Annotated in this window: 19 protein-coding genes; 5 read left to right on the top strand and 14 right to left on the bottom strand. The window is 72.5% G+C overall.

From position 1 onward, the window contains the following. Window positions 1–206: 206 nt before the first annotated feature. From ACIBAF_RS18820 to ACIBAF_RS18800, 5 genes are all read right to left on the bottom strand, one after another. On the bottom strand, window positions 207–1,523 hold the full coding sequence (locus tag ACIBAF_RS18820) for an RNA polymerase sigma factor (RefSeq protein WP_399464327.1): 1,317 nt from the start codon (window positions 1,521–1,523) through the stop codon (window positions 207–209). Between the two features lie 93 nt (window positions 1,524–1,616). Next, window positions 1,617–1,973: a YciI family protein gene (locus tag ACIBAF_RS18815; protein ID WP_399464326.1), complete on the bottom strand. Its 357-nt coding sequence runs from the start codon at window positions 1,971–1,973 to the stop codon at window positions 1,617–1,619. A gap of 105 nt (window positions 1,974–2,078) precedes the next feature. Beyond that, complete coding sequence (locus tag ACIBAF_RS18810) at window positions 2,079–3,137, bottom strand: LCP family protein (RefSeq protein ID WP_399464325.1); 1,059 nt, start codon at window positions 3,135–3,137, stop codon at window positions 2,079–2,081. A 149-nt stretch (window positions 3,138–3,286) separates the two neighbouring features. Next, entirely contained in the window at window positions 3,287–4,654 is a 1,368-nt protein-coding gene (locus tag ACIBAF_RS18805) for an endo-1,4-beta-xylanase (protein ID WP_399464324.1), read from the bottom strand. A gap of 105 nt (window positions 4,655–4,759) precedes the next feature. Next, window positions 4,760–5,818 (bottom strand): LacI family DNA-binding transcriptional regulator, encoded by a 1,059-nt coding sequence (locus tag ACIBAF_RS18800; RefSeq protein WP_399464323.1) that lies wholly within the window; start codon window positions 5,816–5,818, stop codon window positions 4,760–4,762. Between the two features lie 113 nt (window positions 5,819–5,931). Between ACIBAF_RS18800 and ACIBAF_RS18795 the strand changes: the two genes are divergently transcribed. The 3 genes from ACIBAF_RS18795 to ACIBAF_RS18785 all read left to right on the top strand — a co-directional run bounded on the left by ACIBAF_RS18795 (window position 5,932) and on the right by ACIBAF_RS18785 (window position 10,781). Continuing rightward, the gene (locus tag ACIBAF_RS18795) at window positions 5,932–8,244 is read left to right on the top strand and encodes a glycoside hydrolase family 3 N-terminal domain-containing protein (RefSeq protein WP_399464322.1); all 2,313 of its coding nucleotides are present in this window, start codon (window positions 5,932–5,934) and stop codon (window positions 8,242–8,244) included. A 78-nt stretch (window positions 8,245–8,322) separates the two neighbouring features. Next, window positions 8,323–9,810 carry a hypothetical protein gene (locus ACIBAF_RS18790; RefSeq protein ID WP_399464321.1) on the top strand — a complete coding sequence of 496 codons (1,488 nt, stop codon included), beginning with the start codon at window positions 8,323–8,325 and terminating at the stop codon, window positions 9,808–9,810. Further along, complete coding sequence (locus ACIBAF_RS18785) at window positions 9,807–10,781, top strand: hypothetical protein (protein ID WP_399464320.1); 975 nt, start codon at window positions 9,807–9,809, stop codon at window positions 10,779–10,781. Before ACIBAF_RS18790 ends, ACIBAF_RS18785 begins: the two co-directional genes overlap by 4 nt. Window positions 10,782–11,084: 303 nt before the next feature. Here ACIBAF_RS18785 and ACIBAF_RS18780 read toward each other — a convergent pair whose 3' ends face one another. After that, window positions 11,085–17,348 (bottom strand): DNRLRE domain-containing protein, encoded by a 6,264-nt coding sequence (locus ACIBAF_RS18780; protein WP_399464319.1) that lies wholly within the window; start codon window positions 17,346–17,348, stop codon window positions 11,085–11,087. Between the two features lie 354 nt (window positions 17,349–17,702). Here ACIBAF_RS18780 and ACIBAF_RS18775 point away from each other — a divergent pair, with 354 nt between their 5' ends. Beyond that, window positions 17,703–18,596, top strand: a complete 894-nt coding sequence (locus ACIBAF_RS18775) for a peptidoglycan-binding protein (protein WP_399464318.1) — start codon at window positions 17,703–17,705, stop codon at window positions 18,594–18,596. Between the two features lie 78 nt (window positions 18,597–18,674). Here ACIBAF_RS18775 and ACIBAF_RS18770 read toward each other — a convergent pair whose 3' ends face one another. The 4 genes from ACIBAF_RS18770 to tsaB are packed head-to-tail and all read right to left on the bottom strand — an operon-like array spanning window position 18,675 to window position 21,225. Continuing rightward, the gene (locus ACIBAF_RS18770) at window positions 18,675–18,935 is read right to left on the bottom strand and encodes a hypothetical protein (protein WP_399464317.1); all 261 of its coding nucleotides are present in this window, start codon (window positions 18,933–18,935) and stop codon (window positions 18,675–18,677) included. Between the two features lie 10 nt (window positions 18,936–18,945). Next, window positions 18,946–20,043 (bottom strand): tRNA (adenosine(37)-N6)-threonylcarbamoyltransferase complex transferase subunit TsaD, encoded by a 1,098-nt coding sequence (gene tsaD, locus ACIBAF_RS18765; protein WP_399464316.1) that lies wholly within the window; start codon window positions 20,041–20,043, stop codon window positions 18,946–18,948. Next, the gene (gene rimI / locus ACIBAF_RS18760; protein ID WP_399464396.1) at window positions 20,036–20,530 is read right to left on the bottom strand and encodes a ribosomal protein S18-alanine N-acetyltransferase; all 495 of its coding nucleotides are present in this window, start codon (window positions 20,528–20,530) and stop codon (window positions 20,036–20,038) included. Before rimI ends, tsaD begins: the two co-directional genes overlap by 8 nt. A gap of 41 nt (window positions 20,531–20,571) precedes the next feature. Continuing rightward, window positions 20,572–21,225, bottom strand: a complete 654-nt coding sequence (gene tsaB, locus ACIBAF_RS18755) for a tRNA (adenosine(37)-N6)-threonylcarbamoyltransferase complex dimerization subunit type 1 TsaB (RefSeq protein ID WP_399464315.1) — start codon at window positions 21,223–21,225, stop codon at window positions 20,572–20,574. Window positions 21,226–21,361: 136 nt separating this feature from the next. Between tsaB and ACIBAF_RS18750 the strand changes: the two genes are divergently transcribed. Further along, window positions 21,362–21,916: a hypothetical protein gene (locus ACIBAF_RS18750; protein WP_399464314.1), complete on the top strand. Its 555-nt coding sequence runs from the start codon at window positions 21,362–21,364 to the stop codon at window positions 21,914–21,916. 19 nt (window positions 21,917–21,935) lie between these two features. Here the strand turns inward: ACIBAF_RS18750 and ACIBAF_RS18745 are convergent, their stop codons facing one another. The 4 genes from ACIBAF_RS18745 to alr form a co-directional block, all read right to left on the bottom strand. Then, a complete protein-coding gene (locus ACIBAF_RS18745; protein ID WP_399464313.1) occupies window positions 21,936–22,106 on the bottom strand; it encodes a hypothetical protein in 171 nt (56 codons plus the stop codon). Between the two features lie 119 nt (window positions 22,107–22,225). Continuing rightward, entirely contained in the window at window positions 22,226–22,732 is a 507-nt protein-coding gene (tsaE, locus tag ACIBAF_RS18740) for a tRNA (adenosine(37)-N6)-threonylcarbamoyltransferase complex ATPase subunit type 1 TsaE (RefSeq protein WP_399464312.1), read from the bottom strand. 89 nt (window positions 22,733–22,821) lie between these two features. After that, window positions 22,822–24,060, bottom strand: a complete 1,239-nt coding sequence (locus tag ACIBAF_RS18735; protein WP_399464311.1) for an alpha/beta fold hydrolase — start codon at window positions 24,058–24,060, stop codon at window positions 22,822–22,824. 54 nt (window positions 24,061–24,114) lie between these two features. Beyond that, the gene (gene alr, locus ACIBAF_RS18730) at window positions 24,115–25,278 is read right to left on the bottom strand and encodes an alanine racemase (RefSeq protein WP_399464310.1); all 1,164 of its coding nucleotides are present in this window, start codon (window positions 25,276–25,278) and stop codon (window positions 24,115–24,117) included. Window positions 25,279–25,292: the final 14 nt, after the last annotated feature.

Genomic DNA, 25,292 nt, shown 5'->3' with positions numbered 1-25,292 from the left:
ATGAGCCGCGCGCGCGGGCCGGGTCGGCGTCGTTCCCCCGTCGCCATATCCCCCGTCGACCACACAGCCGTTTCACAGCGGCTCGGTCACTTTAGTGCGCATCAGACACAGAGGGAACGGAATATCGAGCCACAACTGTTCGATATTGCGCGGGTTTTAGGTCGTCTGGTTCAGGTCGGCCGGTTCGGTCGGTTCAGTCGGTCGGTTCAGTCGGTGGGTTCAGTCGGCCGGCACGCCTCCGCCCGCGCCCGCAGCAGTTCCCGTTCCCGGGCGTTGGCCGTCAGCTCCGCCGCGCGTTCGAACTCCGCGCTCGCCTCCGTCGTACGGCCCAGGCGCAGCAGCAGGTCGCCGCGGACGCTGGGGAGCAGGTGGTAGTCGCGCAGGGCCGGCTCGGCGGCGAGGCCGTCGACGATCGCCAGCGCGGGCACCGGGCCGTCCGTCATCGACACCGCGACCGCGCGGTTGAGTTCGACGACCGGGGAGGGGGCGCGGGCGGCCAGCAGGCCGTAGAGGGCGACGATGGCCGACCAGTCGGTGTCCTCGTAGGCGGGGGCGTGCGCGTGGCAGGCGGCGACGGCGGCCTGGAGGGCGTAGGGGCCGGGGGCGCCGGTGGACGTGGCGCCGGCGCGGTCGAGGGCGGCGATGCCGCGGGCGATGAGTCTGCGGTTCCAGCGGCGGCGGTTCTGGTCCCTGAGAAGGACCGGGGCGCCGTCGGGGGCGGTGCGGGCGGCCGTGCGGGAGGCCTGGAACTCCAACAGCGACGCCAGGCCGTGCACCTCGGGCTCCTTCGGCATCAGCGCCGCCAACTGCCGGGCCAGCCGCAGGGCGTCCTCGCAGAGCGCCGGGCGCAGCCAGTCGTCGCCGGCGGTGGCCGCGTAGCCCTCGTTGAAGATCAGGTAGATGACGTCCAGCACCGAGCCGAGCCGGGCCTCGCGGTCGGGCCCGTACGGCACCTCGAAGGCCACGTTCTTCGCGGCCAGCGTCTTCTTGGCGCGGACGATGCGCTGGGCGACCGTCGCTTCGGGGACCAGGAAGGCGCGGGCGATCTCGGGCGTGCTGAGGCCGCCGAGCAGGCGCAGGGTGAGGGCGATGCGGGCCTCGGCGGACAGCACCGGGTGGCAGGCGGTGAAGACGAGCCTGAGCAGGTCGTCGTCGATGGCGTCGGGGTCGGCGGGCTCCTCGGGCGGGGCGGTCGTGGTCTCCAGGTCACGGCCGATCTGCTGGAGCTTGCGGGCGTAGTTCTCCCGGCGGCGGACCAGGTCGACGGCGCGGTGCCGGGCGGTGGCCGTGAGCCAGGCGCCCGGGTTGTCCGGCACCCCGTCCTTCGGCCACTGCTCAAGGGCGGCGACCAGCGCGTCCTGCGCCAGCTCCTCGGCGATGCCGACGTCCCGCACGACGCGGGCGACGGCGGCGATGACGCGGGGCGACTCCAGCCGGAAGACGGTCTCGATGGCGGTCCGGGGGTCCGAGGCGGCACGGGCGGCCGAGGCGGTCCGGGGGTCCGGGGCGGGCTGTTGTTCCACAGCCCACCATCGAACACCCCGCGCCGCGCTCAGACCAAGAAACGCACCGGCCTGCGCACCGACGTACGCACCTACGTGCGCACCGGGGAACGCTCAGCCCTCGGCGATCTCCCGCACCTCACAGGTCACGGTCCAGAAGTCGTCGTGGACCTTCAGGAACCGCTTGGCCCACTCGATGGCCTCGGCCTGGTCCTTGCACTGCATGATCGCGTAGCCGCCGATGGCCTCCTTGGACTCGGTGAAGGGGCCGTCGGTGACGGAGATCCTGCCGCCCTCGTAGTGCACCCGGGTGCCCTGCGAGGTCGGGGTCAGCCCCGCGGTCTCCAGCATCACGCCGGCCTTGGTGATCTCCTCGATCAGCTCCCCCATGCGCTGCATCAGCTCGGGGCTCGGGCCCTCGGCGGGCGCGTTGTTCTCGTCGATCCGCACGAGCGACAGGTAACGGGGCATGGTGACTCCTCATGGCGTCCGGACGACTCCGGCGGGCCGGGTCCTTCCCGGCCTCTCACCTCTGCGTCGAACGGCGGACGGCCGGATCGACACACGCGCCGGAATTTATTTCAGCGACTTCCACAGGGCGCTCGCCGCCGGTTCCTCGGCCACCACCCGGTTGGGGTCGGAGGGGGCCGGTACGACGGGCATCATCACCGTCCTGACCTGGTCGGACGCGAGGTTCTTCAGGCTCTGGCCGAGTTTCGTCAGTTCGGCGAGGGAGTTCAGGCCGGTGTCCGTGGTGAGGCTGCCGGTGACGGCGTCGGCGACCTGGTAGAGCTTGGTGGGGCTGGTGAGGAGGTCGGTGGCGGCGATCTGTTCCAGGAGGGCCTTCACGAGCTTCTGCTGGAGGCCTATGCGGCCGAGGTCGCTGCCGTCGCCTATGCCGTGCCGGGTGCGGGCCAGGGCGAGGGCCTGGGCGCCGTTCAGGTGGTGGACGCCGGCCTTGAGGTGCAGATGGCTGTCGTCGTCGTCGATGTCCGCGTCGGTGGTGACGGTGACCCCGCCGAGCGCGTCCACGAGCTTCGCGAAGCCCGAGAAGTCGACCTCGACGTAGTGGTCCATGCGGACGTCGGTGATCGACTCGACGGTCTTGACGGCGCAGACCGGACCGCCGACCGAGTAGGCGGTGTTGAACATCGCGCCGTACGCCACGCCCGTCGAGCCGCCGTCGGCGAGCGGGCAGGAGGGGCGGGTGACGAGGGTGTCGCGCGGGATGCTGACGACGGTGGCGGACGTGCGGCCCGCGTCGATGTGCACGACCATCGCCGTGTCGGAGCGGGCGCCCGTGCTGTCGCCGCCGCCGAGTGCCTGGTTCGCCGCGCCGCTGCGCGAGTCCGAGCCCAGCACCAGGATGTTGACGGCCTCGGTGGGCAGCGGAACGGCGGACGCCGAGCCGGACGGGGCGGGCGTCGCCACCGCCTTCGCCGGGCGGTTGTCGCCGAGCGCGTTGTCGATGTCGACGCTCTTGATGTTGCCGTTGAGGTGCCAGTAGGCCCAGCCGGCCGTGCCGATGCCCACCACCAGGGCGGCGGCCAGCGTGAGGCCGGCGGCCTTCAGCGCTCTCGACCGCCGGCCCGCCCCGCTGCCGCCGTCCGGCCCGTTCGCGTCATGTCTCGCCACGTCTCCCGTCACAAGGCGAACATAAGTCCGAGTTGTAAGCGAAGTGTCAGGAGAGCGGACGCGAGCCGAACTTCTTGTGGAAATCTCATGATTCTCAGGACGGGATCGCCCCGGAAGCAGCCCGGGATCAGCCCGGAGGCAGCCCGAGGTCAGCCCAACGTCACCGTCGGCGCCGGATTGCTGCCGCTCCAGCTCGCGTTGAACCCGAACGACACCGAACCGCCGTCCGGGACCATCCCGTTGTACGAGGCGTTCGCGCACGTGACGGCCGCGCCCGACTGGGTGCACGTGGCGTTCCAGGCCTGGGTGATCCGCTGGCCCGCGCCGTACGTCCAGGTCGCCTTCCAGGACGACAGCGAGGCGCCCGAGCAGGAGATCGTCACGTTCCCGGTGAACCCGGTGTTCCACTGACTGCCCACGCTGTACGCGGCCGTGCACGCACCCGTCGGGGGCGGAGTGGTCGTCCCGCCGCCGAGCGCCTCGGAGATGCCGTAGTACGCCGGTTTCGGCGCGTAGTTCGCGTCGTACGGCGTCGCCGCACCCTGGCCCGGGAAGGTGCTCTCCACCCAGGAGTCGGAGTCGGTGAAGCCCCAGACGGTCATGTTCACGCAGCGGGCGACGGCGACGCAGGCGGCGGTGACCGCCTTGTAGTCGGCCTTCTGCTGCGCGAGCTTGGCGCTGTCCGAGGGCAGCGTCATCCGGATGTCCAGCTCGGTGATCGCCACGTCGACGCCGAGGTCGGCGAAGCGCTGGATGTTCTGCTGGAGGGTGGACGGCACCTGGCCGAGGACGAGGTGGGCCTGGAGGCCGACCCCGTCGATGGGAACCCCGCGCTCCTTCAGCGACTTGACCAGGTTGTACAGGGCCGTCGACTTCGCGTTCACGCCCTCGACGTTGTAGTCGTTGACGTAGAGCTTGGCGGCCGGGTCGGCGGCCCGCGCCCAGGTCAGGGCGTTGGCGATGTAGTCGGCGCCGAGGCCGTTGTACCAGAGGGTCGAGCGGTAGGTGCCGTCCTCGTTGAAGGGCTCGTTGACGACGTCCCAGGCGGCGAGCTTGCCCTTGTAGCGGCCGACCTCGGTGCTGATGTGGTTCTGGAGCAGGGTGCTGAGCTGGGCGGGCGTCCAGCTGCCGTTCGTCAGCCAGCCGGGGTTCTGGCTGTGCCAGACCAGGGTGTGGCCGCGCACCTGCTGGTTGTGGGCCTGGGCGAAGGCGACGATCTGGTCGGCCTCCGCCCAGTTGAAGGCGCCCTGGGTCGGCTCGACGGAGCCCCACTTCATGGCGTTGCCGGGGGTCAGCGAGCTGAACTGCGCCCCGGCGAGGTCGCCGTACGTGCCGGTGAGCTTGGAGCCGGTGACCGCGGTGCCGATGACCTTGCCCTTGGCGGCGCCGAGGTCGCGCAGCGGGGTGTCGGCGGCATGGGAGACGGGGGCCGCGACGAGCAGCGCCGCGGCGGCGGTGGCCCCGGTGACCAGCGTGGTCAGCCAGGTCCGTGCGGAGAGGGTTCTGGAGGATCTCATTGCGGGTGCCTCCGAAAGTTTCGGTCGTCCAACCGATTGACTTCGGAGGAGTGTGGAGGCGCGCGCCACACCCGTCAATACGTCAACTTCCAGCCACGGCAGCCCCTAAGAGACGGGCGGCGCCCCGGTGCTCGTGCGCACCACCAGACTCGTCGCCAGTTCCACCCGGGTCGCCGTCGGCGCCTCCTCGGACGTCGAGCGGCCCAGTTCGAGGACGAGCCGGGCCGCCGCCTCCGCCATCTCCGTGAGCGGCTGCCGGACGGTCGTCAGCGGCGGGCCGACCCACCGCGCCACCGGCAGGTCGTCGAAGCCGACCACGCTCACGTCCTCGGGGATCCTGAGGCCCAGTTCGCGGGCCGCTTCGTAGCAGCCGAGGGCCTGGAGGTCGTTGCCGGCGAAGACGGCGGTGGGCCGGTCGGGGCGGTAGAGCAGCTCGCGGCCGAGGCGGTAGCCGGTCTCGTGGTGGAAGTCGCCGGTCTTGACGAGGTCCTGCTCGACCGGCAGCCCGGCCGTCTCCAGCGCGGCCCGGTAGCCGTCGATCCGGGCGCGGCTGCACATCATCTGCGGCGGCCCGCTGATCGCCCCGATCCGCCGGTGCCCCAGCTCGATCAGGTGCCGGGTGGCGGCGAGGCCGCCCTGCCAGTTGGTGGCCCCGATCGACGGCACGTCCGCCCCCGGGTCGCCCGCCGGGTCCATCACCACGAACGGGATGGAACGGCTGGTCAGCAGCGCCCGCTGGGACTCGTCCAGCCCGGACAGGACGAGCACGACGCCGTGCGGACGGCGGGCGGCGACCTGGTCGGCCCAGGTCCGGCCGGGAGTGAGCCGCCCGGCGCTCTCGCTCAGCACCACGCTCAGTCCGGCGTCCCGCGCCACGTTCTCCACGCCCCGGATGACCTCCATCGCCCAGGCGCTCTCCAGCTCGTGGAAGACCAGGTCGATCAGGGGGGAGCGGGTCGCCTCGGCGCGGCGGCGCCGGTAGCCGTGGGCGCGCAGCAGCTCCTCGACGCGAGTGCGGGTCGCGGGGGCGACATCGGCCCGGCCGTTGAGGACCTTCGAAACAGTCGGTGCCGATACGCCGGCCTCGCGGGCGATCTCCGCGAGCGTCGCGGTCTGTGTCGGCCGCGCTTCTGTCCGCGTTTCCACGGGCTCCGAGGGTGTCATGGCGGCGATCGTATCCCCACGCGCCCCCTTGACGAACCTATGGGGACGCCATAGGTTCCCGGAACATTCGAAGTGCATTACGAAACATTCGAATCCTTCGGGACAGGAGTCTCATGACCACCGCCTCCTGGCGTGACCCCGCCCTGCCCGCCGCCGCCCGCGTCGACGACCTCCTCTCCCGGATGACCCTCGAGGAGAAGACCGCCCAGCTGTACGGCGTGTGGGTCGGCGCCGCGACGGACGGCGACGGAGTCGCCCCGCACCAGCACGACATGACCGTCGACCACGACTGGGCCGAGCTGATCACCCGGGGGCTCGGCCAGCTGACCCGCTCCTTCGGCACCGCCCCCGTGGACCCGGCGGTCGGCGTCCGCGCGCTGGCGCTCGCCCAGCGCCGGATCGCCGCCGCCGGCCGCTTCGGCATCCCGGCGGTCGCCCACGAGGAGTGCCTGGCCGGCTTCACCGCCTGGCGGGCCACCGCCTACCCGGTCCCGCTGGCCTGGGGCGCTGCCTTCGATCCGCCGCTGGTGGAGGAGATGGGCCGGGCGATCGGCCGCGACCTGCGCGCGGTCGGCGTCCACCAGGGTCTGGCCCCCGTCCTGGACGTCGTCCGCGACCTGCGCTGGGGACGGGTCGAGGAGACGATCGGCGAGGACCCGTACCTGGTGGGCACGGTCGGCACGGCCTACGTACGCGGGCTGGAGTCGGCCGGGATCGTCGCCACGCTCAAGCACTTCGCCGGGTACGCCTCCTCGGCCGGGGCCCGCAACCAGGCGCCGGTGCGGGCGGGCACCCGCGAGTTCGCCGACGTCACCCTTCCGCCGTTCGAGATGGCGCTCCGCGAAGGCGGCGCCCGCTCGGTGATGGCGGCCTACACGGAACGCGACGGCGTCCCGTCCTCCGCCGACCCGGAGCTGCTGACCCGCCTCCTGCGCGAGGAGTGGGGCTTCACGGGCACGGTCGTCGCCGACTACTTCGGCATCGGCTTCCTGCAGACCCTGCACCGGGTCGCCGGCACACCCGCCGAGACCGCCCTGCTCGCCCTGACGGCCGGCGTCGACGTCGAGCTGCCCACGGTGAAGTACTACGGCGAGGCGCTGGTCGCCGCCGTGCGGGACGGCGAAGTCCCCGAGGAACTGGTCGACCGGGCCGCCCGCCGCGTCCTGCTCCAGAAGTGCGAGCTGGGCCTCCTGGACGAGGACTGGCGGCCCGAGCCGGCGGAGACCGCCGGGCCGGTCGACCTCGACCCGGCGACCAACCGCGTCCTGGCCCGCAGGCTGGCGGAGGAGTCGGTGGTCCTGCTGGACAACCCCGACGCCCTGCTCCCCCTCTCCCCCGACACGCGCATCGCCGTCGTGGGCCCGAGGGCGGCGGACGCCCTCGCCATGCTCGGCTGCTACTCCTTCCCCTCCCATGTCCTCACCCAGCACCCCGAGGCGGACCTGGGCGTCGAGATCCCGACCCTGCTGGAGTCCCTGCGGGCCGAACTCCCGGACGCGAAGGTGACGTTCACGGAGGGCTGCGGGGTCTCGGACCCGGACCCGTCCGGGTTCACGGAGGCCATCGCGCGCGCCTCCGAGGCGGACGTCTGCGTGGCCGTGCTCGGCGACCGGGCGGGACTGTTCGGCCGGGGCACCTCGGGCGAGGGCTGCGATGTGGCCGACCTGCATCTGCCGGGCGTCCAGAGCGAACTGCTGGACGCGCTGGTGGCGACGGGCGTCCCGGTCGTCCTCGTCCTGCTCACCGGCCGCCCGTACGCGCTGGGCCGCTGGCACGGGCGGCTGGGCGCGGTCGTTCAGGCGTTCTTCCCCGGGGAGGAGGGCGGTCCGGCGGTCGCGGGAGTGCTGTCGGGCCGTGTGAACCCCTCGGGCCGCCTCCCGGTGAGCGTGCCGCGCGTGCCGGGCGGCCAGCCCTGGACCTACCTCCAGCCGCCGCTGGGGCTGGCGGGCGAGGTCAGCAGCCTGGACCCGACCCCGCTGTACCCCTTCGGCCACGGACGCTCGTACACGGCGTTCGCCTGGGAGGACTTCAGCGGTCCCGACGCGGACATCCCGACGGACGGCTCCTACGACCTGTCCGTCACCGTCCGCAACACCGGGGAGCGGGCGGGCGCGGAGGTCGTGCAGCTGTACCTGCACGACCCGGTGGCCAGCGTGACCCGTCCCGACGTGCGGCTGATCGGCTACCGGCGGCTGGAGCTGGCCGCGGGCGAGTCGGCGCGGGTGGCGTTCCGCTTCCACGCCGACCTGTCGGCGTTCACCGACCGGTCCGGGAAGCGCGTGGTCGAACCGGGGGCGCTGGAACTGCGGTTGGGCACGTCCAGCGCGCACGCGCGGGAGGTGGCCCGAGTACGGCTGACCGGGCCGGTGCGCGAGGTCGGGACGGAACGGCGGCTGCACTGCGACGTGGAGGTTTTGCGCACCTGAGACGTGGCCGGGGGGTGCCCGCGTGTCAGAATCCGCCGACCCGCCCAGCCAGGTGACGGGAACGCGACGGGAAGACGCATGGACACCCCCATACCCACAACCGCACAGGCAGCCTCCGGCACCGGCGAGGACCGCAGGGCCCGTGGGTGGCTGCTCGGCCTCGCCATGCTCGCGCTGGCCTGGCTGCCGAGGGCGGTCGCCGGAGCGGTCCTGTTCGTCGCGCTCTTCCTCTGGGGTCCCCCGTGGGCGCCGGCCGCGCCGCTGTTCCTGGTCGCCGTCGAGGTCTCCAGGGCCGTCATGGCGGCACGCGGCCCGCTGCCCGGCCGGGCGGTGCGCCCCGGGGACGAACCGGAGCTGGCCGGCCTGGTGCGGGACGTGGCCGAGCGGCTCGGCTTCCGCGAGCCGCTCCTCGTGCGGATCGTGCCCGGCGTCCAGGCGGCGCTGGGGCGCGCGAAGGTCGGGGGCGTGCACACCCGCGTGCTCCTTCTCGGCCTGCCCCTGCTGCGCAACCTCACCGAGGCCCAGCTGGCGTCCGTGATCGCGCACGAGCTGGCGCACGAGCGGCAGATGGGCGACCGGCGCTCCGGCCTGCTGCGGTACTCCCGCGCCGTGCTCGCGGAGCGGCTCGACGGCCGCTTCCGCCCGCTCGCGCCCCTGGCGGGCCCGCTGCTGCGCGCCTCACAGCCCCTGCTCTGGCGCGCGGAGCTGGCCGCCGACGCCGACGCGGCCCGGGTCGCGGGCGCCGAGGCCGCCGCCGAGGCGCTGCGCCTGGCCGGCCTGCTCGATGCCGCGTTCGAGGGGCTCGGCGCGGGCTGGCTGTCGGCGCTGGCCGAGGAGGACGCCTGGCCCGAGGACTTCTACGACGCCCTCGACACCGCCCTGAGCGACCCGCACGTCGCCCGGCGGGCCGCCCGCGCCGCCGCCGAGGAGGACGCCGTCGACGCGTACGCCACGGCCGACCACCCGCCCCTCGACCACCGCGCGGCCGCGCTGCCCGCGCACGCCGAGAGCCCGTACGGCACGGCTCCGCTCGCCCTGCGGACCGGGGCGGCCGTCGAGGCGTGGTGCGTGCGGGAGCTGACCGGGCGGGACTGGGATCCGGACGACGGGCCGCGCGACGGCGAGGCGAGTCCGGTACGACTCCTCGACCTGCCGCACAGCCGCCTGCGCGAACTCGGCTTCGACACCCGCCTCGTCCTCCTGCACGCCGTCCGCCGCGAGAGTGCGACGGAGGCGGTGGCCCTGGCCCTGGACGTTCTCGCCGACGGCGCCGGGCCCCGGCTGGCCCGCCGTATCGAACCCGCGGTGCGGTGGGCGCCGGCGACCGTCCGTCCGGCGCTCGTCCGGAGCGTGCTGGCCGGCGCCGTGAGCCCGCCCTTCGCGGAGGCGTTGTGCGCGGCGGGCTGGACGTACACCAACCGCTGGCTCACCACGGTCGTCACGGCGCCGGACGACGGCCGGGTCGTCGACCTGCACGAACTGCTGAACGAGGCCGTGCGCGGCGGCGACCTCGAACCGGTACGCACCTTGTGGGCGTCCGCCGAACCGAAGGAGTGGGCCGTATGAGACGCCCCGGACCCGCCCTGCGCGTGGGCCTGCTGGGCGTGGCCGTCACCCTCACCGGCTACGCCCTGTTCGCCGCCTGGCTGGGCCTGCACCTGCAGCGCTACGCCGACGCCCGCGACCGGGCCACCGCGAGCGCCGTCGGCGTGGTCGTCGAGGACGACGTCGACGACGAGGACGACGTCCGCGTGCGCTGGACCGACGCCGGGGGGCATGCGCACGTCCAGCGGTTCGGGATCTACGACACCGACCGCTACACCGAGGGCGCCCGCTTCCCGGTGGCCTACGACGCCGACGACCCGACCCCCAAGGGCTTTCCGGCCGACGGGGACGAGACGGCGGCGGAGGACGACCTGATCTTCCCGGTCGTCCTGGGCGGAGTGGTCGCCCTGCTCCTGACCTGCGTCTGGGTCTGGCGAGGCCTGCGCTTCCGCCTCAGGGTGCGGCGGCCCGGCCGCCCGATGACGGGGCGCGTCCTCTACGGCCGACGCCTGGCGTCGCCGTGGCGGGACCCGCGGACGACCTGGCTGGCGCTGACGGCCCCCGAGGACGATCGTCACTGGCAGCGCGTCATGTGGCACCCGGCGCTGGACGAGCTCTCCGGCGAGGTCGAGGTGACCGTGCACCGCGCGGGCGGCACAAGCCTGCGCCCGGCCGCCGTCACGCTTCCCGACGGCACCCGTCTGGTCCCGCTCGGAAAACTGCGCAGGCACCGTCCGCCGTTCCTGTCCTTCGACGACCACGAGGCCGTCCGGGTCGACCTGGAGGACGCGTTCGTCCTCCCCGCCGGCACCCTCGTGCCCCCCGCCCGTCCGTGGTGGCGCGGCGCGATGACCGCCGCGTCCGGCACCGCCCTCGGCGTCCTCGCGGGCTTCGTCCTGACCGACGGAAGCGTGATCGCGGCACTGGCCTTCGCCCTGTGCGCGGGAACACTGCTGACATCGGTGTGGGCACTGTCCTCGCCTCAGCCGTAGAGAGCAGCAGAACACCGCCGTCGGACCATGGTCCGACGGCGGTGTCTTCATTTCTGCTCGAGGGTGACCGCTATTTACGGATCAGCCTCGCTCTGCGTTGACGGCGCCGCTCACCGAAAGCGGTCAGAGTGAAAATCGCTCCGATCGCCATGGCGAACGGCAGGGCCCCGAGGGCGTCTCCGGTCGCCAGGATTTCCACGAGATAGAACAGCGTCCCGAAGATCAGTCCCGTGTAGATCGGATGCTTGGACGCCCATCTGCGTGTGTGTACGCGCGGGTCTGAGACCATCTCGTTCCCATCCGTCAGTAGTTGGGCCACCTGTGCGTGTACCGGCCGTGGCCGCCACGCCACCATGAGCGGACACTGCTGAACCCCCTGCGCACTCCGGTGTAGTACTTCCTGCCGTTTCCTGCGCTGTAGCCGAGCAGCCCGTCCCGGGCTCCACGCCATGTGCTCGCCCAGTAGCCGCCTATGTGGCGCTTGTGCCTCTTGGTGCCGTATCGGTAGGAGATCCAGCCGGTGACAGCGCCGGCTCCTGCCGCGCACGCCGGCGCCCCCCATCCTTCCGTGACGAATGAGCAGCCGAAAGCCAGGCCGTACGAGACCCACGTTTGGTGCTTCGCCACGAAACCGCCGACCCTTCGGGCCCAGTGGCGCCAGTGCCACCACCTCCCGTCGAGGTCGTAGCGGTTGATGGGGTCGCCGTTGCAGTACTCGTAGGCGTTGGCGTTGCCTCCCGGGACCGGATCGACGGAGAGGAAGCGGCCCGTCGTCGGGTCGTACAGCCGCACGCCCATGAGGGTGGCGCCGGTGACCGTCTCGCTGGAGCGCTGCTTGCCGCCGAGCCAGCCGTAGCGGGTGGCCGCGGTGTCGGCCTCCAGGTTGCCGTACTCGTCGTACGACTGGGCGACCGGCGCCTTGGCAGTGTCCAGCGGGAGCTGGACGGTGACGTCGCCGTGGATGTCGCTCAGTTGCAGCACCGTGTCGCCGGTGGCGCTGGTGACCGCGCCCAGGCCGCCGTCGACGCCCTGGACGTTGCGGGTGATGGTGGAACCGGTCTCCTGGGTCCAGTCCGGGCTGTCGCCGTCCGATCCGTAGTGGTTGGTCTTGGACCCCGTCTGGGTCCAGGTGCCGCTGCTGTCGGACTCGGTGGTCCAGGAGGCGAGGCGGCCGGCCGCGTCCAGGCTCCAGGTCTGCCGGCTGGCGCCGGAGGTCTGCTGCCGGACGAGGTCGTTGGCGTAGTAGCCGACGGTCGCGCCGGACGCCTGGGTCGTGGTGCGGCCGAAGGCGTCGTAGACCGTGCCGGCCGTCTCCAGGCGGTCGGCGCTGTCGTAGGAGTACGAGGTCGTCGTCTCTCCCGTCGACGTGCAGGCGGCGCCCACGTCACCGGTCACCGTGGCGAGCGAGGCGCGGTTGGTGTTGTCGTCGAAGGCGTAGTCGCGGCGGGTGCAGGCACCGTTGGGGTCGGTGTCGTCCGCCCTGGTGAGGCGGCCGGCCGCGTCGTAGCCGTAACTCCGGCTGCGGGTCTGCCCGTTGGTGTCGGTGTCCGCGACCGTCTGGTCCTGCGCCGAGTGGTCGGTCGTGTCGGAGGCGACGACGGTGCCGTCGCTGTCCTTGGTGTAGGTGCGGGAGGTCTCCGTGCCGGTCTCGTCCTGGCTGTTCGTCAGGGTGTAGCCGCCGGGCAGGGACTCGGTGGCGAGCTCGCCGTCCGCGTCGTAGGTGGCCGCGAAGGTCCCGGCGACGGAGTCGTTGCGGGAGGTCTCCAGACCGCGCGGGTCCTTGGTGGTGTCGTAGGCGTAGGTGGTGGTGGAGGGCGCCGAGTCGGTGGTCTTCACCACGCGGCCCAGGGCGTCGTAGCTGGTGGCGGCGGTGTTGCCCGCGCCGTCGGCGTAGGAGATCTCCCGTCCGAGCTGGTCGTAGGTGTGGGTGACGGTCTGCCCGTTCGACGTCACCGTGGCCACGTCACCGCTGTCGGCGTCGTAGGTGGTCGTGGTGTCCGGCACCGCCGTGCCCACGCCTCCGGAGACGGACGTGGTGGTGAGCCGGCCGGCCCCGTCGTACGAGTTCGTCGTCGTCCGGGTGACCGAGTTGGCGGTCTCCGTGACCTTGGCCGTGTTGCCCCAGCGGTCGTACTCGACCGTCTTGGTGGGCAGCTGGGACGGGTTGGACCCGCCGTTCGTGATCGCTCCCGCCGGGCCGGTGGAGCAGACCAGGTCCGCCCACTCCGGACGGCCGTTGCAGGCGCCCGTGCCGGTCGCGGAGTAGTACGTGGTGACCGTCGCGCCCGCGTCCGTGCCGGTGGACTTCGGCAGGCGGGTGAGGATCACCCGGCCCTGCGTGTCATACCCGGTGATCTTCTTCAGGTTGAGACCGCTCGGGTCGGTGATCGTCGTCGTGGGCAGCCCCTTGACCCAGTCGTACTGGGTGGCCGTGGTGCGCACGTCCCCGTCCGACGGGTAACCGTCCACGGACGCGCCCACCTTGGAGGTGGTGACCTGGTTGGCGACGGTGGCCGTGCCGTCGGTCGGGCGGCCCTCGTCGTAGGTGTTCACGGTGTGCTGGCGCGCCGGGACCTGGCTGCCCGCGGGCAGGTCGGTGCCGCCGCTGCCCGCCGCCAGGGCGGAGGTGAGCGTCACCTGGTGCAGCGGACCGTACTCGTCGGTCTCGCGCAGGCCGTCGGCGGAGTACACCGACGTCGTCGACAGCCGCTGGGCGCGGTCGGCCGGGGTCAGCTGGTCGATGCTCAGCGCCACCTGCTCGGCCTGACCGGCTCCGCTGGTGGCGAGCGCCAGCTCACGGTTGGCGGCGGAGAGCTGACGGACCGTGTTGCCGAAGCGGTCGTACTCGGTGGTGGAGATGTGCCCGCCGGGCGCGGCCGTGTCGACCTCGCGGCCGGAGGCGTCGGTGTAGGTGATCGTCGCCCGCTTGTAGTCGGACGCCGACAGGCTGCCGCCGGTGTTGGACGCCGGGACCGAGTCGGCCGGGAAGACGGCGGTCGCGTCGGTCGGCACGTCGGTCTGTCCCCAGGCCGCCACGTCCGAGGCGCCCATGGCGCCCGGGGCGGCGGCGCCGGACAGCGGCACGTCGTAGACCACGCTGGTGGTGGCGTTCGTACCGTCCGTGGTGCTCTTGGTGCCCGCCGTCAGGTTCGGCCGGGACGCCGACAGCAGCATGCCCGCACCGGCGGTGGCCGCGTTGCCGGCCTGGCCGTAGGTGAGGGTCCACGCCAGTTCGCCGGGCGGGGTGAGGGTGATGATGCGGCCGGCGCTGTCGTAGGCGTAGGCCGTCTTCAGCGCGGGGCTGATCCTCGGGTCCCACTCCTCGCGCAGGCGGCCGGAGTCGTCGTAGGAGTACTGCGCGACGACGGTCGCCGTGGCCGCCGAGGCGCCCGGGTCGGTCGCCCACTCCTTGATCTGGCTGACCTGCCCGGTGTAGTTGCCGAACACCGAGCTCGTGGCCGTGGTGGAGGTCGCGTAGACGAACTCCAGCAGTCGGCAGCCCTTCGTGGACGGGGTCGTCCCACACGTGGAGGACGACACGGCCGAGGTGGGCGCGATGACGTACTTCGGGCGGGCCAGCGGCTGGTTGGCGGGGCTCGCCGGGTCCTTCTCCGAGACGACCTTGGTGGTGGAGTTGTCGGTCGGCAGGAAGGTGCTGGACACCTGCCAGGTCGCGGCCGCCGGGTCCACCTTCGCGAAGGTGGTCGTGGTGCCCTGGTCGTCCTTCAGCGTGAACGTGCTCGACGCGGAGTCGAAGGTCAGGGTCAGGTCCTCGGAGCCGGGCTCCGGCTTCCAGCCGCCCGCGGAGGTCGCGGTGAACCCGGTCTCGTCGCCGTCCACGTCCACCAGCTGCACCGAGGTGGACGACGGCTGGCTGACGTACGCCCAGTCGGAGTCCGTGATCTCGGCGGTCGTGCCGGAGGTCCACTGCGGGCCGAAGATCGCCGACTGGCCCGCGGCGCTCGCGCCCATGGTGGGGCGGCGGGAGGACGCCGTACGCGACACCGACAGGTCGAAGCCGGAGGCGTCCGTGGCGGACACGGTGAAGTCACCGGTCAGCGCGTTCACCGAGCCGGGGCCGACGGCGGCGCTCGGCGCGGTGCCCGCGTTGCGGTCCACCGTGAGCGTGTGCGGCTGCGAGTAGGCGGTGGTCGTGCCGTCGGTGAAGGCCGCACGGACGTCGACCGGACCGTCGTCCGCCAGGGAGGTGGTCACGTTCCAGGTGAGCGCGGCGGGGCTGCCGTTGGTGACGGCGACCGGCCAGGCGGAGACCGCCGAACCGTCCGACGACTTGGTGACGTCCGCGAGCGGCACGCTCTGCCAGGTGTCGGTCTCGCCGCGCCGGTACTGGTAGGTGACGCCGGTGTAGGTGGTCTTGCCGGTGGAGGTGAGGCTCACCCGGCGGGCGGCGGTGTCGCCCTCGGCCGGAGTGAGCAGACCGGCGCCGTCACCGACGCCGAAGGCGTACGTGGTCGTCGCCGAGGAGAGGTTGGCGCCGGAGTCGACGGTCTTGGCGTACAGCTTGTGCCAGTCCTCGCCCGGGTTGACGGTGATCGTCAGCGGGTCGCCGCCCGAGCCGTCGGTGGTGTCGTAGACCCGGTTCGGCACGGAGGAGTCGTCCAGACCCCAGGCGTAGCCCATGCCGTCCGTCGAGGACGTGTCCAGGGTGCAGGTGGCGCCGCCGGTGGCCTGCGTCGTCCAGGTGTTCTCCGTGTACGGGTCACAGCTGATGGTGGGCGCGTTCGGCAGCCCGGTGTTCATCACGAACGTCGTGTAGCCGGACCACGAGCCGTAGTCGGTGTTGTCGTAGCCGCGGACGCGGAAGCGCAGATGCTTGCCGGCCGGGAACGCGGAGGCCGACGGGATGGTCAGCTTCGCCGTCGAACCGGACGCCACCGAGGCGGAGGTGGCGGTGTACGTGTACGTGGTGTCCGCGTACGCCGGGTCCGCCGTGACCTCGAACTGGCCCTTGACGGTGCCGCCGTCCGCGTCCGTCACCTTCGCCGACAGCGTCGGCGTCAGGGAGGTCACGTACCGCTTGCCGTTGTAGGCGTTCACGGCCGACGGCGAGATCGCGGACGAGGCGGTGGTGGCGTAGGAGTTGTAGGTGACGACGAGCTTCGGTGCGTATCCGGAGGTGGAGTAGTTCGCGGAGCGGAAGCGGCGCCAGGTGGTGGAGTCGGTCTCGTCGGCGGCGCGGACCTGGAGGCCGTAGTTGGCAGAGCCGTCGGCCCAGGCCTGGACGATGGTCTGCAGGTTCCAGTTGGACCAGTTGGCGGGGCAGGTCGAGTCGTAGCCCCAGTGGCCGGTGTTGGTGGCCATGCCGGTCGTGGTGGTGGTGGGCTGGGCGCCCCAGGTGATGGAGGAGGAGGACCAGGTGGAGGTGATCCGGCGGGCCTGGGTGGCGGCTCCGGCGGTGGAGCAGGTCGCGGAGTAGTAGTTGTACAGCGACATGGTGGCCGCGGTGACGTGCTTGCCGGTGAACTTGGAGACGTCGAACTTCAGATACGAGTGGGCGGTGTCGGTGCCGCCGTCGTAGGTGCCCGACTTCAGCTCCTCGGAGGAGATCTGGGAGTCGGGGTAGTCGGGGTTCTGCACCCAGGTGTCGGTGGTGACGGCGAGGGTGGTGGTCGGGTCGACCGTCACCGGATAGGTCGCCGTGGCCAGGAAGTCCGCGCTCGGCGTCAGGACGAGGGTCTGCGCGCCGTTCGCGGCGGTCTCGATCTTCGTGGCGACGCGCTGCTGGTGCGCGGACTCGCCGGAGGCCTTGTCCTTGGAGGAGTCCCACATCATCGGCGCGGGCGCCTCGGCGACGAGCTTGCCGGCGCCGTCCTTGAGCAGCAGGTGTCCGGAGGCGGCCTGGGACAGCTTCAGCCCGTCGAGGTCCAGCGGGATCCGGTAGGCGGTGGCCGTGCCGGCGGCGGGCTTCTGGGCGAGCCGGATGTTCTCCGAGAAGCCCTGCGCCAGCGCGCTGACCGACAGGGTCTGGCCGCCGCCCAGGCTGTAGGAGGCGGTGTTGTTCTTCACCGACGGGGTCGGCAGCTTGCCCGACCAGCCCAGTCCGAAGGACTGCTTGCCCTTGGTCACCGAGGCGAGCTTCGTGTCACCGCCGTCGGAGACCGCGACGTCCGCGGCCGCGACGGCCGGGGTCAGATCGGTGCCGGTGTCGGACAGCGACGTGTCGATGTCCTTCCACGCACTGCCCTGCTTCACCCGGACGGGCCCGGCGAACGCGTCCGTCTCCAACTCCCCGCTTGGCAGCGCATACGTCGACGAGTCGGCGGTCCGGGCGGACAGCACCTCGATCTTCCGCTTCTGCAGGCGGGCCATCAGCACGGCTGACGCCTCGTCCTGCGCCTGGGCGGGTCCGGCAGCCTTCTTGGACGCCTTGGGCTTGTGCGCCGCCGGCGCGTTCCCGTCGGCCGCGAACGACGCGCCGCTGCTCTGGTCGACGAGTGCGACCTGGGCGGCGAGTACGAGGAGGACAGCAGTGGCGGTGCGCCTGATTCCCCTTCGGTTTCTGTCTCTTTTCCCGGATCTGGTTCTGGCTCTGTGCCTGTGACTCATGATCAGTCCCCTCCGAGCCCGCGTGCGGTCACACGGGCAAAGTCGGCTGATCATTGCCACTGGGGGTCAGGCGCTCAGGGGCAGCTTCAACGATGTCCCCAGGAAGGACAAAGCGAGGTCAAAGAGATAGTACTGACAGGGACTTCGACGCAACCGGCCGCCCCTTTTGCCCGTCCCTCGCAGGCGCACTTGCCATTGCCTCCGCAAAGCGAGGGTTTCCCATTTCTTGACGGTATATAAGGGCATCCCTCATCACACCCGAACAATGCAGGCAGTCCATAGGAGATGCGATGTTGGAGATGACGTGCGGGAGATATGAATAGGATATGAAGCCCGTTCGAAGAAGGGCTTCAGGTGAGCGAACCGCAGGCCGGTGTCTGCCCGTTGTGCGGCGCGCCCCGTTCCGCGGACGGCGCCCCCGCGTGCGCCTGTGCCCGGCTCGCGTCCGACGCCCATCGCAGCGCCCGCACCGCGGAGGCGGCCGCCGCCGAGGACTTCGATCCGGTGCGGATCCGCCCGTTCGTCGTGCTCGACGGGGACCAGGACCCGCAGGACGGCACCGGTCCCGGGACCACGGCCGCTCCTGCCCCGATGCCCACGCCGCCCTCCGAAGAGGGTGCGGAGACCGGCGAGTCCGAGACCCCGGCGCCGGACGCCTCCGACCCTCCGCTCCGGAGTCGACGCCGCTTACCCCTCCTGGCTCTCGCAGGCGCCCTCGCCCTCGCCGTGACCGCGGCCGTGCTCGCCGGACTCCTCCTGTACGACGCCCCCGACCGTGACGGCTCCCTGGCCGAGGGCGTCCGGGCGCCGGTGCCCGACGTGACGTCCGGGAGGGCCGCGACGACCGGATCGTCCTCCCCGCAGGCCTCCCGGACCGAGCCGTCGTCGACCGCCTCCGGCTCCCCCAGCCCTTCGCCCTCCCCCGCGTCGGAGACCCCGTCCTCCTCAGCCGCCCCGCCCTCGGCCCCGTCCACCGGCGCCACCGGCACCGCGTCCCCCGGGCCCAGCGCGACGAACTCCACGCCGGCGGTCCTGCGCTTCGGGGACTCCGGCCCCGAGGTCGTCGAGCTCCAGCTCCGCCTGCGTCAGATCGGTTTCTACGGCGGCGAGGCCGACGGCGAGTACGGCCGTCAGGTCGAGAGCGCGGTGCGCACGTACCAGCTCACCCGAGCCGTCCTCCAGGACGAGTCCGGGGTCTACGGCGCCGCGACCCGGGCCTCGCTCGAAGCGGAGACGGACGAGCCCTGACACCGGCTCTCCACCGGCCCGACACCGGGCCCGCCCAGCCGCTCCCTGCCCGCTCGCCACCCGCCGCCTGCCGACTCCCTACCGGCTCTCCACCGACTCGAACCGCCACCGGTGCACGGCCCGCGTCACCAACTCCGCGTCAGGCTCCGGGAGTTCGGGCAGGCCGGGCTCGTCGTGGTCCGCGTCCCACCAGGTGATGACCAGGACCCGGTCCTGCGGGCCGCGGAACGTCTCGCGGCGCAGGGGTTCGCCCACGAGCCGCTGCGCCCGCGCCCAGGCCAGCAGTGCGTCGCCCCGCCCCTGCACGGCCCGGGCCTCCCACATCAACGCGACCGTCATGACCTGGTCCTCATGAGTAGAGATTGTCCTTGCTGACCTCGTGCACATGATCGTGGTCGTGCGGATGGCCGGGCACGTGCGGGTCGGTCACCGGCAGGGACGAGTCCGCCGACAGGTCCCAGCTGGACGCGGCCCGCCCCCGGGCCACCATCTCCGCGCCCAGGGCCGCCACCATCGCGCCGTTGTCCGTGCACAGCTTGGGGCGCGGCACCCGCAGCCGGATGCCGGCCGCCTCGCAGCGCTCCTGGGCCAGCACCCGCAGCCGGGAGTTGGCGGCCACGCCGCCGCCGATCATCAGGTGGTCGACGCCCTCGTCCTTGCAGGCCCGTACGGCCTTGCGGGTCAGGACGTCCACGACCGCCTCCTGGAAGGAGGCCGCCACGTCCCGCACCGGCACGTCCTCGCCCGCCGCCCGCTTGGCCTCGATCCAGCGGGCGACCGACGTCTTCAGCCCGGAGAAGGAGAAGTCGTACGCCGGGTCGCGCGGACCGGTCAGGCCGCGCGGGAAGGCGATGGCGGAGGGGTCGCCCTCCTTGGCGTACCGGTCGATGACCGGGCCGCCCGGGAAGCCCAGGTTCAGCACCCGGGCGATCTTGTCGAAGGCCTCGCCCGCCGCGTCGTCGATGGTCGCGCCCATCGGACGGACGTCGGAGGTGATGTCGGTCGACAGCAGCAGCGAGGAGTGGCCGCCGGACACCAGGAGCGCCATCGTCGGCTCGGGCAGCGCGCCGTGCTCCAGCTGGTCCACGCAGATGTGCGAGGCGAGGTGGTTGACGCCGTAGAGGGGCTTGCCGAGGGCGTAGGCGTACGCCTTCGCCGCCGAGACGCCGACCAGGAGGGCGCCGGCGAGGCCGGGACCGGCGGTGACGGCGATGCCGTCGAGGTCCTTCGCGCTGACGCCCGCCTCCTTCAGCGCCCGGTCGATGGTCGGGACCATCGCCTCCAGGTGGGCCCGGGAGGCCACCTCCGGCACGACCCCGCCGAAGCGGGCGTGCTCGTCGACGCTGGAGGCGATCGCGTCCGCCAGCAGGGCGGTGCCGCGCACGACGCCGACGCCGGTCTCGTCGCAGGAGGTCTCGATCCCCAGTACGAGGGGTTCGTCAGCCATTGGTCTCGGTTCCTTGTGTTCCGGCCACGGATGTGGAGGGGTCGGTCAGGCGCATCACCAGGGCGTCCACGTTCCCCGGCTGGTAGTAGCCGCGCCGGAAGCCGATGGCCTCGAAGCCGAAGCGTTCGTAGAGCTTCTGGGCGCGGACGTTGTCGATCCGGCACTCCAGCATGACCTCGGCGCACTCGAAGTCGGTCGCCGCGCGCAGCAGCTCCGTCAGCAGCCGCCCGCCGAGTCCGGTGCCCTGGTGCTCGCGGGCGACGGCGATGGTCTGGACGTCGGCCAGGTCCCCGGCTGCGGCCAGGCCCGCGTACCCGACGATCCGCTCCGCTTCGGCCGTCGTGTCGACCGCGACGAGATACCGCCGGGTCGCCTCGGGGCCGCGGGCGTGGGCGAGGTCGGACCAGAACATGCCCCGGGACCAGGCGTCCTCGGGGAAGAGGTCCTTCTCCAGTTCCAGCACGGTTTCGATGTCCCACCAGCGCATCTCGCGCAGCACGGGGCGGCCGGGTGGGTTGACGGGTTCGGTCACTTGGGGGTGACCACCTTGTAGTTCTTCGGCACCTGGGCGTCCGGCCGGCGCAGATACAGCGGGCGCGGCGCCGGGAGCTCCTCGCCGGCGGTCAGTCTCTCAGCGGCCAGGCTCGCGAGCGCGGCGGCGGAGACGTGCTCGGGCTCGTGCGCGTTCGGGAACGTGTCCGGGTACAGCAGCGCGCCCGCGCCGACGGCCGGCAGTCCGGCCACCTGCTCGGCGATGTCGGCGGGCCGGTCCACGGCGGGGCCCGAGACCCGGGTCCGGGAGTCGGCGTAGCGCGCCCAGTAGACCTCCTTGCGGCGGGCGTCGGTCGCCACCACGAAGGGGCCTTCGAGGTCGGAGGCGTACGCGAGGCCGTCGAGCGTGCACAGGCCGTGCACGGGGACGCCGAGGGCGAGCCCGAAGGTGTCGGCGGTCATCAGACCGACCCGCAGCCCGGTGTAGGGGCCGGGGCCTACGCCGACGACGATCCCGGTGACGGCGTCGAGTCTGAGCCCGGCCCCGGCGAGCAGCCGGTCGACGGCGGGCAGCAGCAGCTCGCCGTGCCGGCGGGCGTCCACCTGACTCGAGGAGGCGACGACGTCCGTGCCGTCGTGCAGTGCGACGGTGACGGCGGGGGTGGCGGTATCGAGAGCGAGCAAGAGCACGCAAACAGCCTACGGCTCCCGCGCCCCCGACACGGCCGCGCCGGCGGGGCCCGTACGGACTGCTAACGTCACCGCGAAACGTGACGTACGGGACAGACCCGTAGTCGGGCAGAAAGAACGGACGAGGTGGTCGCCGGTGCCAAGCAGCAGCTCGACTTTCGTGGCCGGGCTCACCGTGGCAGCCCTGGCGACGGTCGGGTTCCTCGCCTTCCGGGCCTCGGCGAGCGCGCCCGCCGACCTCGCCGGGGCGCAGCGCAGCAAGGCTCCGGCGACGGCGGCGTCGAAGGCGCCCCGGGACCAGCGGCACCCGGCGGCACTCCCGGGCGACTCCGGCACGGGTGAGCGGGTCGTGTACTCGCTGGACGACGACCGGGTCTGGCTGGTCGGCGCGAACGGCAAGGTCAACCGAACGTTCAAGGTCGCCCCCGGCAGTGTGGACCCGCTCCCGGGCAGCTACCGCGTCACCTCCCGCGCGGGCGCCGTCACCGGCACCGACGGCACCCCCATCGAGCACGTGGTGCGCTTCGCCACCGTGAACGACGTGACGATCGGTTTCAGCGCGGCGCTGGACGGCTCGCTGCCGGAGCCCGACCCGACGATGCTCACGGGCGGCATCCGGCAGCGCACCGCGGACGGCGACGCGATGTGGGAATTCGCGACGATCGGCGAGCCGGTCGTCGTGATCCCGTAGGGCCGGCCCTGCCGGGCGCTCACGCCGCCCTGGGGTGCTCCGCGGGCGGTTCCACGACCGTCCCCGGGTCGGGCGGTCGTGGCGGCGTGGAGACGGCCTCGGCCGCCGCGCACGACGCCAGCAGGTCACGCATGGACACCCCGGCGGCAACCGCGAACGGCTGGCGCTGCTTGTTCTCGGTGGCCGACATGGACGCCTCCTGAAGTTCGGGGGCGGGCGAAGTTAGGTAGACCTAACTTCGAACTGGGTATCATGTGACCACGCACAAGACGCCGAACGCAACACTTTGCCGACGTCTTGTCGGAACGTTCACGCGGTGAGGACGCTCAGGTCCGCCGAAGCCCACCGCTCACCCAGCCCGGTGACGGTGACGTGCCGCACCTCATCCGTCGTATCGCCGACGGAGCGGTGGATACGGACCTGGAGCCGGTCGTCGGTCAGCTCCTCGACCTTGCCCTCGCCCCACTCCACGACGATCACCGAGTCGGGCAGCGAGACGTCCAGATCGAGATCCTCCATCTCGTCGAGCCCGCCGCCCAGGCGGTACGCGTCGACGTGAACGAGCGGCGGACCCGCCGAGAGGGACGGGTGCACGCGGGCGATCACGAAGGTCGGGGAGGTCACGGCGCCCCGGACCCCGAGGCCCTCACCGAGCCCACGGGTGAGCGTCGTCTTACCCGCGCCGAGCTCCCCGCTGAGCATCACGAGATCGCCGGCCCGCAACAGCTTGGCCAGACGGCGGCCCAACTCCCTCATCTGTTCAGGGGAGTTGACGATCAGCTGCACAGACCGGGGCAATGCTGCCTTTTCATCCATCGTCACTCACTTGCAGTAGTACACTGGTCACGCCCCGCAACGGGGTCGGTTCGGGCTGGACCGCAGCCGACGGCTGGAAGCCACCTCCGTCAGGAGGAGGCGGAGTCACAACCGTTCACGGTAGCGGTGAACGGCATCGCCCCCGCGCGGGCGAGCAGATCAGCGAGGCGGTCGGTGACCACTTCCGGGTGCTCCAGCATGACCAGGTGCCCGGCGTCCGGCACCAATACCAACTCGGCGCCCGGCAAGACGTCGGCGATCGCCTCGCTGTGCTCGCTCGGCGTGACCAGATCCCCGATCCCGGCCAGCACCAGCACCGGCATGTCGGTGAAGCAGGCCAGCGCCTCGGTCTTGTCGTGGTCGGTGAAGGCCGGGTAGAACTCGGCGACCACGTCGATCGGCGTGCCCTCGATCATCCGCTCGGCGAACCGCGCCACCGCCGGATCCACATCCCGCGAGGCGAACGAGTACCGCTTGATGATCCCGGCGAAGAGATCGGCGGTGGCCCGCCGCCCCTTCTCCACCAGGGCCGCCTGCTGACCGAGCGCCTTCAGCACCCCCGGCAGCACCCGCCGCACCGCGTTCACGCCCGCGACCGGCAGCCCGAAGTTGACCTCGCCGAGCCGCCCGGACGACGTCCCGACGAAGGCGGTGGCGACGACCCGGTCACGGATCAGCTCGGGGTACAGCGCGGCCAGCGCCATCACCGTCATCCCGCCCATGGAGTGCCCGACGAGCACGATCGGCCCCTCGGGCACGGCCGCGTCGACGACGGCCTTCAGGTCCCGTCCCAGCTGGTCGATGGTGACCGGCTCACCGTCCCGCACCTGGGCGTTGCCGCGCCCGGAGCGGCCGTGGCTGCGCTGGTCCCAGTGCACGGTCCGCACGACGCCGCGCAGGGCCGCCCGCTGGAAGTGCCAGGAGTCCTGGGTGAGGCAGTAGCCGTGGCTGAAGACGACGGTGACGGGCAGCGGTGCCTTGCGGCCGAAGAGCCGCCGCCGGCGGCCCGCCGGCCCGCCCTGCGGCTCGACGTCGTCGACCTCGTAGTACAGCTCGGTGCCGTCGTCGGCGTTCGCCTTGCCCGGGGTGCCGCGCAGCCCGCCGTAGGGTCCCGCCGAGTCGAGGGCGAGCCGGGCCTTGGCCCGCATGCCCCGCCCCACGGTCATCCGTTCCAGGGCGACACCGGCCGCGGCGCCCGCGGCGATCACGCCTATCGCGGCGCCGGCGATACCGGTCGCCCGGCGCCAGCCGCCCGCCCCCGTGGCGGAGGCGGCGGCGACGGCCGCCGAGGCGGCACTCGTCACTGCCTCCGCGCTGCTCTCGCTCACGTACCGCTCCTCCTAGGCCGATGTCCGTGCACTGACTGCGGGTTACCCGTCTTGTCACTCATTCACATAGACGCGGGGAACGCGCGCTCCGATGCGCGTGACGATCTCGTACCCGATGGTTCCGGCCGCCTGCGCCCAGTCCTGCGCCGTGGGCTCGCCGCGGTCGCCGGGTCCGAAGAGGACCGCCTCCGCGCCGGGCCCGGGTTCGTCGCCGCCGAGGTCGACGACGAACTGGTCCATGGCGATGCGCCCGGCGGCCGTCCGCCACTTGCCGCCGACCAGCACGGGCCCGGTCCCGGAGGCATGCCGGGGGACCCCGTCGGCGTAGCCGAGGGGCACCAGCCCGAGGGTGGTGGCGCCCGGGGTGACGTAGTGATGGCCGTAGCTCACACCGTGTCCGCCCGGGACGTGCTTCACCAGGGCGAGCGAGGCCGCGAGCGTCATCACGGGGCGCAGTCCGAAGTCGGCGGAGGAGCCCAGCTCGGGGCTGGGCGAGACGCCGTACATCGCGATGCCCGGGCGGACCAGGTCGAAGTGGGTCTCGGGGAGCGTCAGCGTGGCCGGCGAGTTGGCGATGTGCCGCACCTCGGGCCGCACGCCCTGCCCCTCGGCGTACGCCACCATCTCGCGGAACCGCCCGAGCTGAAGGCCGATGGAGGGATGCCCGGGCTCGTCGGCGCAGGCGAAGTGCGACCACAGCCCCGTGACGCGGAGCAGTCCCGCCGCCTCGGCCCGCAGCGCCTCGCCGACCAGTTCGGGCCAGTCGGCGGGCTGGCAGCCGCTCCGCCCGAGCCCGGTGTCGGCCTTGAGCTGCACCCGGGCGGCCCGTCCGGCGGCCCGTGCCGCTTCCTCGACCTCGCGCAGCGCCCACAGTCCGCTCACGGACACGTCGAGGTCGGCCTCGACGGCTTCCCGCCAGGGCCCGCCCGGCGTCCACAGCCAGCACATGATCCTGACGTCGGCCGGCAGCGCGCCGTCCGCGCGCAGCGCCAGCGCCTCCTCGGGCGTGGCGGTGCCCACCCAGGCGGCGCCGGCCTCGACGGCCGCCCGGGCGCAGGGCAGGGCGCCGTGCCCGTACCCGTCGGCCTTCACCACGGCCATGAACGCCGCCCCCGGCGCCTTGGCACGCAGGGTCCGCACATTGGCCCGCAGCGCGGCCAGGTCGATCTCGGCCCGGGCGCGCGCGGGGCCGGCGGGCGGCTTGGCAGTCTCACTCATCGCGCCCAGTGTCT

The organism is Streptomyces sp. NPDC051677 (genome assembly GCF_044453465.1).
GTDB lineage: Bacteria > Actinomycetota > Actinomycetes > Streptomycetales > Streptomycetaceae > Streptomyces.
Note: the sequence above shows the minus strand (reverse complement) of the source record. Positions and strands in the feature narration are given on the sequence as shown.

What these genes read in the sequence shown, in the direction of transcription:
- ACIBAF_RS18780 (WP_399464319.1), bottom strand. Translation starts at nt 17,348, where the DNA reads ATGAGTCACAGGCACAGAGCCAGAACCAGATCCGGGAAAAGAGACAGA.
- ACIBAF_RS18745 (WP_399464313.1), bottom strand. Translation starts at nt 22,106, where the DNA reads ATGTCGGCCACCGAGAACAAGCAGCGCCAGCCGTTCGCGGTTGCCGCC.
- alr (WP_399464310.1), bottom strand. Translation starts at nt 25,278, where the DNA reads ATGAGTGAGACTGCCAAGCCGCCCGCCGGCCCCGCGCGCGCCCGGGCC.
- ACIBAF_RS18800 (WP_399464323.1), bottom strand. Translation starts at nt 5,818, where the DNA reads ATGACACCCTCGGAGCCCGTGGAAACGCGGACAGAAGCGCGGCCGACA.
- tsaE (WP_399464312.1), bottom strand. Translation starts at nt 22,732, where the DNA reads ATGGATGAAAAGGCAGCATTGCCCCGGTCTGTGCAGCTGATCGTCAAC.
- ACIBAF_RS18815 (WP_399464326.1), bottom strand. Translation starts at nt 1,973, where the DNA reads ATGCCCCGTTACCTGTCGCTCGTGCGGATCGACGAGAACAACGCGCCC.
- ACIBAF_RS18770 (WP_399464317.1), bottom strand. Translation starts at nt 18,935, where the DNA reads ATGACGGTCGCGTTGATGTGGGAGGCCCGGGCCGTGCAGGGGCGGGGC.
- ACIBAF_RS18790 (WP_399464321.1), top strand. Translation starts at nt 8,323, where the DNA reads ATGGACACCCCCATACCCACAACCGCACAGGCAGCCTCCGGCACCGGC.
- rimI (WP_399464396.1), bottom strand. Translation starts at nt 20,530, where the DNA reads ATGCGCTGGTGGGACATCGAAACCGTGCTGGAACTGGAGAAGGACCTC.
- tsaD (WP_399464316.1), bottom strand. Translation starts at nt 20,043, where the DNA reads ATGGCTGACGAACCCCTCGTACTGGGGATCGAGACCTCCTGCGACGAG.
- ACIBAF_RS18805 (WP_399464324.1), bottom strand. Translation starts at nt 4,654, where the DNA reads ATGAGATCCTCCAGAACCCTCTCCGCACGGACCTGGCTGACCACGCTG.
- ACIBAF_RS18795 (WP_399464322.1), top strand. Translation starts at nt 5,932, where the DNA reads ATGACCACCGCCTCCTGGCGTGACCCCGCCCTGCCCGCCGCCGCCCGC.
- ACIBAF_RS18785 (WP_399464320.1), top strand. Translation starts at nt 9,807, where the DNA reads ATGAGACGCCCCGGACCCGCCCTGCGCGTGGGCCTGCTGGGCGTGGCC.